This is a genomic window from Amycolatopsis marina, assembly GCF_900111885.1.
GTDB lineage: Bacteria > Actinomycetota > Actinomycetes > Mycobacteriales > Pseudonocardiaceae > Amycolatopsis > Amycolatopsis marina.
In genome coordinates, this window is record NZ_FOKG01000031.1 from 45240 (window position 1) to 56026 (window position 10787).

Sequence of the window (10787 nt, forward strand, 5' to 3'; positions counted from 1 at the left end):
GAATCTCTCTGTCCCTACTACTTTTAGAGGGGCAGGGATTACCGCGCACCCCGCTAACCCGGAATCGGGACCGAGTGCCCGACCTTCACACCAGCTCTGCCCGTGCACCACCCCTCCCACGAGCGTGACAAAAGGGGTTTGTGAGGTAAACGCGGCAGACCACACCGCCCACAAGTAGTCGCCCCTTGACCGGTGGTGCCGAACGGGGATCGCAAGCTCGTGTGGTCTCCCCGCGGTGGCCGGACCGGCCCGAGCCGGCCCGGTTCGACGGGCGTAGCGTGCCTTTCGGATTGACCCCGTGACCCGGACGTCGTGCGGGGTCTACTTTGGTTCCTTCCCCGCCGTAGTGATCGAGGATTTTCTCGGCCGTCTTCTTCGGTGCCTCGGGCACTGCTCGGTGATCGACCGGGCCTCATCGAGAGACACGAGAGACACGTCGTGGCGCTGGCCCGGCTCCGACGCGGCGGAGCCCTCGGCGTGCAGCCTTTGGCACACTGGGGCTTTGCGCACTCGCTGCGGGACACGGTCCATCGCCACCCGAACGCGGCATCCCCTGATCGCCAGCCACGGAAACATGCCGGTGCCCGCGCTGCGATGCATTCGCACCCATATCAGCGCGGCAAAAGGGCACGGGTCCCGGAAGCGTCCGCGTACGCGTCGCTGCGCACCGTCACCTCTTATGCACTGGGTGCCGCTCTCAACGAGGTCGCGTGGGGTTCCGGCCAAGAAGGATGCCGGCCGACCGCCATTGGTGACTTGCTGCGGCCAGATGTCCCGCCGGAACTGGCCGAGGTCGCCGAGGTCTTCTGTGGACAGTCAGACCCCGGCGCGCAGTTCGACCTGGGCCTCGGCCTCATGCTGCGCGGCATGGACACGCCGGAGTGCACGTGACGAAACCACGCTTGGCACGCCGTGGACACGTCAGCGGCGTCGCGACGGATCGAGTTTGCGGCGCTGCCATCGAGGGTAGGACTGATTCATCCGGAAACACGAATGCGATAGTTCTATGCCCGGGGTGGCTCGCCGAACCCTGAAGCAGGTGGCGCGGGTTCCACCACGGCCTGTTCAGGAGAGGTGCACGGGATGGTCCAGCAGTTCGATGTGATCGTGGTCGGGATGGGACCGGGTGGGGAGGTGGTCGCCGGGGAGTTGCTGGCCGCCGGTAAGCGGGTCGCTGTGGTGGAGCGGGAGCTGATCGGTGGCGAGTGTGGCTACTGGGCGTGTATCCCGTCCAAGACGCTGCTGCGTCCACCGGAGTCACAGCGCGGCGTGGATCGCGCCGCCGGCGTGGACGGCGCGCGGCTGGATTGGTCCTCGACGCGCGAGTACCGCGATTACATGATTCGCCACCTCGATGACAGCAACCAGGTCGCGGGCTATGAGAAGTCCGGCGCCACGGTGATCAAGGGAACCGCGCGTATCACCGGCCCGGGTGCCGTCGAGGTCGACGGGCAGCAACTGCGCGCCGCCGACATCGTCATCGCGACCGGCTCAAGTGCCGTGGTTCCGCCGATCGAGGGCCTGGACCGGGTGCCGGTGTGGACCAACCGGGAGGCCACCACCCTGACCGAGATCCCGGCGCGGGTGGTGATGATCGGCGGCAGCGCGGTCGGCGTCGAGCTGGGTCTGTTCCTCGCCCGCTACGGCGCCCAGGTCACCATGCTGGAGCGCTCGGCCCGGCTGCTGTCCCGCGAGGATCCGCGGCCGGGAGAGCTGACGGAGCAGTACCTGCGTGAGGACGGCGTCGACGTGCGCACGAACGCCACCGCACGCAGGGTCCGCCGTGACGGGGCGGACACCGTCGTGGAGCTCGAGGGCGGCGGCGAGGTTCGCTGCGATGTCATCGTCGTGGGCACCGGTCGCAGTCCCCGCACCGACGGGCTGGGGTTGGACCGCGCCGGGGTGCGCCTCGGTGAGCGGGGTGGGGTGTCCGTGGACGAGCACTGCCGCGCCGGTGACGGAGTGTGGGCAGTGGGCGATGTCACGGGCGTCATGCCGTTCACTCACGTCGCGATGTATCAGGGGCGGGTCGTGGTCGACAACATCCTCGGTACCCCGCGCACCGCCCGATACGAGGGGATCCCGCGGGTCGTGTTCGCCGATCCGGAGATCGCCGCGGTGGGATTGACCGCCGAGCAGGCGCAGAACCAGGGGCTGCCGAACGCCGCGGCCGAGGTCGACCTGGCCCAGGTTCTCGCGCGTCCGTGGACCTACGAAACCGACCCGCGCGGGCACCTCGGTGTGCTGGCCGACCGCGAGCGCCGGGTGCTGCTCGGGGCGTGGGCCGTCGGCCCGCAGGCCAGTGAATGGATCCACACCGCGGCCCTGGCCGTGCGCGAACAGATCCCGATCGACCGGCTGCTCGACCAGATCGCGCAGTTCCCCACCTACAACGAGGGCTACCTCAAAGCCCTGCAAAACCTCGACCTGGAGAGCCGGTCGTGACCCCACCCTGCCCCGAGCTCGCTCAGGTGCCGCGGTCCTCTCGGGACTGAGTGACCTCGGCCTCCGCGGCGGTGGTCGGTGCGCAGCAGTCCTCCAGCGGATCTTCACGCCCGCCAGTCGCGGAGGTGCGGGAGCGCTGGGCGTACGCGGTGAGGGCGATGGCGGCGATGAGGGTGAGCGCGATGGCAACGATCAACAGTTGGTGGGTGTTGATCCACACGGCGAGGCCACTGACCGGGCCGGCGAGGGCGTTGCTGCCCGGCCCGCCGCTGCCGGTGAGTTGGGGTAGCCAGTAGAGCAGCAGGTAGCCGCCGGAGAGGGCGAGCACGGTACCGGTGATGCGGTGCATGTGCGGCAGCAGCCGCCGCAGGAACCGATTGATCAGACCGCTGGCGAACGCGGCGAACACCGCGAGAAACAGCAGTAGAGTGGCCGATCCGGCGGCATAGGCACCGAACATGACCAGGATTCCGGAGAAGTTGGTGGTGGCCAGGGCCTGGGTGACCACGGACAGCAGCACCGCCAGCGTGCAGGAGGCCGACGCGAGGGCGTACCCGGCGCCGAAGGCGATCATTCCCCTGGGGCCCTGGCGTGGGGTGCCGCTGCGGCGGGAGGGCAGGCGCAGTGGAATTCGCCTTCCGGCCACCATCGCCAGCCCGGCCACGGCGAGAACACCGCCGAGGACGGCGGCGGCCCACGGGACGACGCCGATCAGCGACCGCATGCCGACCGCAAGCAGGATGCCGATGACGGTAAAGGTTCCGGCGAACCCGAGGGTGAGCGCGGCCCCGGCGCGCAGTCCACCGCCCAGCCGCGCCGCCGTACTCCTGCTCGCCGCGGCTCCGTCGGTGGTGTCGGTGCCGACGGCGTGGGCCAGCAACGCCGGCAGCACGGCGAATCCGCAGGGGTTGACCGGGGCGAGCATGCCTGCGCCGAACGCGAGCGCGAGCAGCGCCTCCATCAGGCGGTCACCGTGGCCAACTCGGCCTGGATCTGCTCGGCGGACGGTTCGATGGCGCGGAACACTTCCTTACCGGAGGCGTCGAGCACCACCACAGTGGAGAGCTGGTTGACCTGATAGGTGCGGATCCATTGCCCGTCGGTGTCAATGGCGTAGGCCAGCGTCGTGGCCTCGTGGGCGGTCAGGAAGTCCGTGACGTCGGCCTTGGTTTCGTAGCCGGCGACGTCGACCGCGACGAAGTTCGCTGTGTCCCCGACGGCCTGCTCGGCTTGAGCCAGCGCTGTGGTGGCGGGGCCGCAGCTGCCGCACTCGACGGAAAAGAAGAACAGCACACTGGGCCGGTTGCCGGGCACCGTGATCTGGCCGCCGTCCACCGTGCGGGCCGTCAATGCCGCGGGAGCCGCGGCGTTACCAGCGTTCGCGCCGGCCGGGGCGGAGGTGGCCGGGCGCTCTGCCCCGGAGAACGCGGAGTACAGCACGGCGGCAACACCGAGCACGGCGACGACGGCCAGGGCGATGAACAGCGTGCGTCGACGACCGGGGGTCGCCTCGGCGCGGGCGCCGGTCGGGGCGTGGGGCATGAGTCAGTGCTCCTTGGGGTGTGTCGGCGATTGCGTGCTCTGGCGGGGTTGGTCACGGGCCGGCTGTTGCGGTGGGCGGCATCCGGGGTCCCCGGAGGGGGTGGAGGTGTCGGTGTGGCGGCGGAGCCGCCACACCAGAACGCCGACGAGCAGCGCCACGCCGGCGCCAATCACCCACGGGTTGCCCAGGGCCGACCCGAGCCCGGCGAGTGCGCCACCGGCGATCAGCAGCGGCAGGCCACAGCACAAGACGGACAGCAGGACGACAGCGCCGGTGGCCCGGGCCGTGCGCTGGCCCTCGTGATCGGGACTGGTGGGCATGACGGACCGCGTCCTTTCTCTCTCGCTCAGCTGCCGGGGGTGATGCGCATGCAGGTGGCCAGGGCGGTGGCGTTGTCCGCGGCCAGTGACCGGGCCAGCAGCACCAGTTCGGCCACGCGCGGGTCGGTGACCTGGTAGTAGGAGAAGCGGCCCTGGCGGCGCAGGTGCACGTAACCGCAGTCGGACAGGCAGGCCAGATGGCTCGACACCCGGCCCTGCGACAGGCCGATGTGCGTGACGCACTCGCTGACGGAGTGCTCGTCGTGCAGCAGGAACTCCAGCAGCCGCAGCCGGTTCGGGTCGCCCAGGGCGCGGAAGAACTTGGCGACCATCTCCACCCCGTTGGCCTCGGTGGGCAGCAGGGTCATGCTGGATTCAGAAGTATCGGCCACGGGTGCCGTCCCCTCATCGAGTCTTGTCGTATCCGGATGTCCGAATCTTAGGTTAGCATTGAGGCATTCGGCAAGACAGATGCATGGGACTGGACGGAGAACGACGGTGCACTACGACCTGGCAGTGATCGGTTCCGGCGGGGGTGCGTTCGCGGCGGCGATCGCGGCGCGTGGCAAGGGCAAGAGCGTGGTGATGATCGAGCGCGACACGGTCGGCGGGACCTGCGTCAACGTCGGGTGCGTGCCGTCGAAGGCGCTGCTGGCCGCGGCCGAGGCCCGCCACGTGGCCCTGGACCAACGGTTTCCGGGGATCGCGACCAGCGCGGATCCGGTGGACGGTGCCGCCTTGATCGGCGGGAAGGACGCCCTGGTCGAGGGGCTGCGGGCGGAGAAGTACGTCGACCTGGCCGCCGAGTACGGCTGGGAGATCCTGCCCGGCGAGGCCCGGTTCACCGAGGGCCCCGCGCTGGAGGTGGATCGCCGCGACGGCAGCCGGACCCGGATCGAGGCCGAGCACTACCTCATCGCCACCGGCTCCACCCCCCGCGCACACGACCTCGACGGCACCGACCGGGTCGACTACCTCACCTCGACCACCGCCATGGAGCAGACCGACCTGCCCACATCGCTGGTGGTCGTCGGCGGCGGCTACGTCGGCCTGGAACAGGCCCAACTGTTCGCGCACCTCGGTGTCGAGGTCGCCGTCGTGGGCAGGTTCGCTCCACACACCGAACCGGAACTGTCCGCGATCCTGGCCGACGTGTTCCGCGACGACGGGATCACCGTCATCGCCGAACGCGCCACCAGCGTCGACACCGACGACACTGACGCTGGGGGCGTGGCGGTCACCACGGACACCGGTCAGCGGGTCAGTGGGCAGCGGCTGCTGCTCGCGACCGGGCGGCATCCCGTGACCGCCGGACTCAACCTGGACGCGGTCGGCGTGAAAACCGGCTCTCGCGGCGAGATCGTCGTCGACGAGCACCTGCGCACCCACAACTCCCGCATCTGGGCGGCCGGGGATGTCACCGGACACCCGCAGTACGTCTACGTCGCGGGCGCCCATGGTGCGGTCGTGGCCGACAACGCCTTCGACAACGCCGACCGCACCCTGGACTACCACCATCTGCCCGCGGTCACCTTCACCACACCCAGCCTCGCTTCGGCCGGGCTCACCGACGCCGCCGCCGTCGAACAGGGCTACGACTGCGACTGTCGCGTGCTGCCCCTGGAGTATGTGCCACGGGCCCTGGTCAACCGCGACACCCGCGGCGCGATCAAACTCGTCGCCGAACGCGAAACGGGACGCCTGCTCGGCGCGCACGTGCTCGCCGCCGGAGCCGGCGACGTCATCGCCACCGCCGTCTACGCCCTGGCCAACCACATGACCGTGCACGACATGGCCGACCTGTGGTGCCCCTACTTGACCATGGCCGAAGGCCTCAAACTCGCCGCCCAAACCTACACCCGCGACGTCACCAAACTGTCCTGCTGCGCCTCCTGACCACCACGCAGAAAAAGGAAACACCCGATGACCAACGACATCCAGACGCTCGCGTCCACCATGGACAGTGTCTTTTCCCGGCAGGACAGCCCGACCGGATGGCTGTGGCACCCCCTGCTGCTCCTACTCTCCCGTGGCGAACCCGTCACCATCCCCGACCTGGCTATCACCACCGGCCGCGCCGAGGAAGAGGTCAAACAGGCGATGGAACAGTTACCCGACACCGAGTACGACGACACCGGCCGCATCGTCGGCTACGGGGTCACCTTGCGCCCCACCCAGCACCGGTTCACCCTCGACGGGCGCCAGCTCTACACCTGGTGCGCGCTGGACACCCTGATCTTCCCCACCATCCTCGGCCGGCCCGCCCAGGTCGAATCGCCCTGCCACACCACCGGCCAGCCGATCCGGGCGACCGTCGAACCGGACCAGGTCACCGCCGTCGACCCTGAGACCGCGGTCGTGTCCATCGTCATCCCGGCCGACCTGACCTCGGTACGGGGCTCCTTCTGCAACCACGTGCACTTCTTCACCGACACCCACGCCGCGCAGCCCTGGTTGGACCAACACCCCGACGGGACCGTGCTCCCGGTCGCCGACTCTTACCAGCTCGGACGCCAACTCGACACAACAGGGTGCGACACGTCCGAACCCGGCGCCTGCTGCTGAAACAAAGAAACCACAAACACACCACAGGGACGAACCCGCGAAGCCCAAGCGGTGAAGGAACGCACCCTCGCCACGAGGACCGCCTGAACGAACGCCGGTTACCAGATGGAGGTCGACGATGGACTACGCACGCACGATTACTCTTGATATGCCGTACGAGCAGGCCGTGCCCAAAGTCAAGGAAGCGTTCCAAGCGCAGGGGTTCGGCACGCTCACCGAGATCGACGTGCGAGCTACCCTCAAGAACAAGCTCGACGCGGACATGGAACCCTACGTCATCCTCGGCGCCTGCAACCCCCAGCTCGCGCACCGCGCCCTCGACATCGACCGCCAGATCGGACTGCTGCTGCCGTGCAACGTCGTCGTCCGCGTCACCGGCGACAACCAGACTCTGGTCCACGCCCTCAACCCTCAGGTCATGGTCACCGTGCCCGAACTCGACGACCTAAAGCCCATCGCCGACGACGCCGAACACCGCATCAACACCGCCCTCGACGCTTTGACAACCGCCAATGGTTAGCAGCGCTTCGAAGACTGGAACCCACCGTCAGCGAGGCGAAACAGGCGACCGGCGACGACTCGAGTGATGACCATGATGGACGATTCTATGATGGGCTGGTTCTGCTGACTCTGCTCGGTTACGCGCGACCTAGCGGGTCTACAGAGTAAAGGCCCGGTGCGCAAGCGGGTTCCCCCTCCGCACGCCAGTTCCTCGACGAGCGATATGCCCGAGGCGAGATCGACGAGCAGGAGTACCGCAATCGGCGAGCCGACCTACCAGCCTCTTGGTGCTGCTGGCGTTCTCGATCCTCACCGCCGCCCTGCTCGGCCTGCTCGCGGACCGGCACCTCGGTGCGCACGTGTTCGACCCGGCCAACGGTGGCGTGATCCTGTGGCGACACCTGTTCTGGTTCTTCGGCCACCCCGAGGTCTACATCGTGGCGCTGCCGTTCTTCGGCATCGTGTACGAGATCTTCCCGGTGTTCAGCCGCAAGCCGATCTTCGGCTACAAGGGCCTCGTCTGGGCGACGCTCGCCATCGCGGCACTGTCGGTCGCGGTCTGGGCGCACCACATGTACGCCACCGGCGCCGTGCTGCTGCCGTTCTTCTCCTTCATGACGTTCCTGATCGCGGTGCCCACCGGGGTGAAGTTCTTCAACTGGATCGGCACGATGTGGAAGGGCCAGCTCAGCTTCGAGACGCCGATGATCTTCTCGGTCGGCTTCCTCGTCACCTTCCTGTTCGGTGGCCTCACCGGCATCCTGCTTGCCGCGCCCGCCATCGACTTCCAAGTGTCCGATTCGTACTTTGTCGTGGCGCACTTCCATTACGTGCTCTACGGCAGGATCGGTGCCTACGTCCTCGGCGCATCGACGCTGCCGTTCATCTGGAACATCTTCAAGAGCTACCGCTACGGCGAGGTCGCGGCACAACTTCACCGAACTGCCCCGAATCCGCTCCGAACGGCCCGCCTTCGAGCTGCACTACCCGCACATGATGGAGACGATGCACCGGGAAGGCCACGTCACCTTCACCGGCAAACCCCTGCCGCGCGCACAGGCCGCGCGGACGCCGTCACAACAGGCCACCGACGCGCTTATCCCGGGCGATCGCGACCGGGACAACGCGGGCGAGCGATGACAAGGCCCACGGTTCAGGGTTCGGCTGGAACGCCCAGCCAGCGGTGTGTGGCACCGACGTACTGCCGATACGGCCGACCGAACTGGAGCACAAGGTGACGTTCCTCGACCCGGACCCACGAACGAAACACCAGTCCGACGCCAGCGGTGTACAGCAACACCGACCCACTGCGCCAAGCGAGACCGGTACCTGCCAACACCAGCGAGAGCCCGAGATACTGGGGATTGCGACTGTAGCGGTAGACACCCCGCACCACGAGTTCTCCCGACTCGGTCCCGCTGACCTGCCCGGCACTGCCGAACCGACGCAGCCCGCCGGCACACAACCCGAGACCCACCGAGGCCAGGCCCGCCCCCGCCCCCAGTGCTGGGAGCCGGGACACAGGGAGGGCAAGCCGACGCCGGCGAGCGACCGCCCCGACGGCCGCGGCGTGAACGGCGTAGGCAGCGTAGACAGCCACTGCCGTCCCGGGCCGGAACCGTCCCTCACGCAGCATCTCCCGACGCATTCGCCGCAGAAGTACCCCAGTGCCGCCATATACCGCAGCCAGCGCCACCGTCCACGCCGGTCCTGCGCGTTGCCTCGACATCACACCTCCTAACATGCATACATGCGCATGTGACATTACTTTGCTGAGTTCTTCGGCGCAATGACAGCGGTGGTGTCGTCGTGATAGCCGCCGTGTGGCGAAGAGAGGAGACACTGTGCTCGCATCCAGATCGCCCGCCGGACGCTCGTGGCGCTGCTTCCGCTGGTAGCCGCGCTGGCTGTGCTTGCGGGCTCCTGCAGCGCGCCGGGCGAGCCGGCCGCCGACGGTGGTCCGGAGTCGACCGCCGCAGCCCCCGGTCAGCTTCGTATCCAGCCCGGCGACGGCAGCGACTCTGTCCACGGTGACCATGACCAACTCCGCTGGCACCGACGTCAGCGGCTCCCTGAACACCGCAGGCACCCGCTGGACCTCCACTGGGGAGCTGGACTTCGACACGCGATACTCGGTGACCGCGAAGTCGGCGTCCGGGACGAAAGTGGCGCGTTTCACGACGGCGTCCCCAGCCGCGACGGCGTACCCCTCGATCGTCCCACTCGACGGCGAGACCACGGGAGTCGACATCCCGATCATCATCGAGTTCTCCGAACCCGTCACCGACCGGGCAGCGGTGCTGCGCAATCTGCGGGTCACTTCGAAAATGCCTGCAGAGGGCGCCTGGCGGTGGTTCGGCGACGACGAGGCGCACTACCGCACCAAGGAGTACTGGCCCGCCTACACGACGGTCACACGGGACATCGGCATCAGCGCGTACACCTCGGCAAGGGAGTGTATGGCGAGACCGACCGCCAAATCTCGTTCGAGACCGGCGCCTCGATCATCACCAGGATCTCCGACAGCGACAAGACGCTACGAGCCTACAAGGATGGCGAACTGGCGCAAACCGTCCCGGTGAGCCTCGGCAAACCGTCCGCGCCAAGCGTCTCGGGAACCCTGCTGGTGATGACCGTGCAGACGGACTACGTCCTGGACTCCAGCACCTACGGAGTCCCGGTGGATTCACCGGACGGGCACCGTATCGAAGTAGACTCCGGACAGTTCCTGCACTCGGCGCCGTGGTCGCTTGCCCAGCAGGGCAAGGTCAATGACTCGGGATCACTACGCCAGTCGCAAGGCCGCACCCGCACCTAACGAAGTGACAGCGCTGCAGCACGCCTTTGAGTGGAGCCAATACGAGGACCACGGCCCGGGTGACGAACTGCTCGGCACTCCCCTCCCCACGCTCGAACTGGGCAGCGGCAGCGGAAATGTCGTTGCTGCACTCGCCCTCAAAGGCATCTGCGCCACCGGCATTTGACCTGTCCCGCACCCAATGCGAGAAGGCCTGGCAGCAGTGGGGAAAGATCACCAACGCCCACTACGAGCACGACGACGTCACCTAGTGTGCCGTGTTTGAAGTCGTCTGACGGTTGGCCTTGGCGAGGATCTGGTCGGGGGTTTTGGTCCAGATGAAGGGGTGGCAGCGGTTGTTCCAGCCGTTGATGAAGGCGCGGATCTTGGTGTTGAGGTCGCGGACGGAGCGGAAGGTGCCGCGGCGGATGGCCTGGCGCTCGATGATGCCGAACCACACCTCGACGAGGTTGAGCCACGATGCGGAGGTCGGGGTGAAATGCACGCGGATTCGTGGATTAGCCCCCAGCCAGTCGCGGACCTCGACGCGTTTGTGGGCGGCGTAGTTGTCCATCACCAGGTGCAGCTGGCGGTCGGGGTAGGCCTTGGCGACCTG

Annotated in this window: 14 protein-coding genes and 1 pseudogene; 9 read left to right on the forward strand and 6 right to left on the reverse strand. The window is 67.8% G+C overall.

Annotated features, from left to right (window positions below; genetic code table 11):
• The first annotated feature begins 594 nt into the window (after window positions 1-594).
• Entirely contained in the window at window positions 595-891 is a 297-nt protein-coding gene (locus tag BM199_RS30770) for a hypothetical protein (RefSeq protein WP_091679193.1), read from the forward strand.
• A gap of 192 nt (window positions 892-1083) precedes the next feature.
• Window positions 1084-2445, forward strand: a complete 1362-nt coding sequence (locus tag BM199_RS30775) for a dihydrolipoyl dehydrogenase family protein (RefSeq protein ID WP_091679196.1) — start codon at window positions 1084-1086, stop codon at window positions 2443-2445.
• Window positions 2446-2467: 22 nt separating this feature from the next.
• Here BM199_RS30775 and BM199_RS30780 read toward each other — a convergent pair whose 3' ends face one another.
• From BM199_RS30780 to BM199_RS30795, 4 genes are read right to left on the reverse strand one after another with little or no spacing between them, the layout of a single operon-like run.
• Window positions 2468-3406 carry a cytochrome c biogenesis CcdA family protein gene (locus tag BM199_RS30780; RefSeq protein WP_245788934.1) on the reverse strand — a complete coding sequence of 313 codons (939 nt, stop codon included), beginning with the start codon at window positions 3404-3406 and terminating at the stop codon, window positions 2468-2470.
• A complete protein-coding gene (locus BM199_RS30785; RefSeq protein ID WP_091679201.1) occupies window positions 3406-3987 on the reverse strand; it encodes a TlpA family protein disulfide reductase in 582 nt (193 codons plus the stop codon). Before BM199_RS30785 ends, BM199_RS30780 begins: the two co-directional genes overlap by 1 nt.
• 3 nt (window positions 3988-3990) lie before the next feature.
• Entirely contained in the window at window positions 3991-4308 is a 318-nt protein-coding gene (locus BM199_RS34060; protein ID WP_177242863.1) for a hypothetical protein, read from the reverse strand.
• Window positions 4309-4334: 26 nt separating this feature from the next.
• The gene (locus BM199_RS30795) at window positions 4335-4700 is read right to left on the reverse strand and encodes an ArsR/SmtB family transcription factor (RefSeq protein ID WP_425425621.1); all 366 of its coding nucleotides are present in this window, start codon (window positions 4698-4700) and stop codon (window positions 4335-4337) included.
• Between the two features lie 106 nt (window positions 4701-4806).
• Here BM199_RS30795 and merA point away from each other — a divergent pair, with 106 nt between their 5' ends.
• The 4 genes and pseudogenes from merA to BM199_RS30820 form a co-directional block, all read left to right on the forward strand.
• Window positions 4807-6204: a mercury(II) reductase gene (gene merA, locus BM199_RS30800; RefSeq protein WP_177242864.1), complete on the forward strand. Its 1398-nt coding sequence runs from the start codon at window positions 4807-4809 to the stop codon at window positions 6202-6204.
• Between the two features lie 27 nt (window positions 6205-6231).
• A complete protein-coding gene (gene merB / locus BM199_RS30805) occupies window positions 6232-6873 on the forward strand; it encodes an organomercurial lyase MerB (RefSeq protein ID WP_091679209.1) in 642 nt (213 codons plus the stop codon).
• A 118-nt stretch (window positions 6874-6991) separates the two neighbouring features.
• Window positions 6992-7393 carry a DUF302 domain-containing protein gene (locus BM199_RS30810; RefSeq protein WP_091679212.1) on the forward strand — a complete coding sequence of 134 codons (402 nt, stop codon included), beginning with the start codon at window positions 6992-6994 and terminating at the stop codon, window positions 7391-7393.
• A gap of 256 nt (window positions 7394-7649) precedes the next feature.
• Window positions 7650-8514: pseudogene (locus BM199_RS30820) on the forward strand (cytochrome c oxidase subunit I); the annotation flags it as partial.
• Window positions 8515-8527: 13 nt separating this feature from the next.
• On the opposite strand, the gene BM199_RS30825 reads toward BM199_RS30820, so the two are convergent.
• The gene (locus BM199_RS30825; protein ID WP_218160477.1) at window positions 8528-9103 is read right to left on the reverse strand and encodes a methyltransferase family protein; all 576 of its coding nucleotides are present in this window, start codon (window positions 9101-9103) and stop codon (window positions 8528-8530) included.
• 226 nt (window positions 9104-9329) lie between these two features.
• Here BM199_RS30825 and BM199_RS33540 point away from each other — a divergent pair, with 226 nt between their 5' ends.
• From BM199_RS33540 to BM199_RS34065, 3 genes are read left to right on the forward strand one after another with little or no spacing between them, the layout of a single operon-like run.
• Window positions 9330-9956 (forward strand): Ig-like domain-containing protein, encoded by a 627-nt coding sequence (locus BM199_RS33540; RefSeq protein WP_425425622.1) that lies wholly within the window; start codon window positions 9330-9332, stop codon window positions 9954-9956.
• Between the two features lie 47 nt (window positions 9957-10003).
• Window positions 10004-10192, forward strand: coding sequence for a hypothetical protein (locus tag BM199_RS33545; protein WP_143101963.1), 189 nt, complete (start codon window positions 10004-10006; stop codon window positions 10190-10192).
• Window positions 10193-10196: 4 nt separating this feature from the next.
• Entirely contained in the window at window positions 10197-10358 is a 162-nt protein-coding gene (locus BM199_RS34065) for a hypothetical protein (protein ID WP_177242867.1), read from the forward strand.
• Between the two features lie 81 nt (window positions 10359-10439).
• Here the strand turns inward: BM199_RS34065 and BM199_RS30835 are convergent.
• A partial coding sequence (locus BM199_RS30835) for a transposase (RefSeq protein ID WP_177242868.1) occupies window positions 10440-10787 on the reverse strand: 348 nt, incomplete at its 5' end.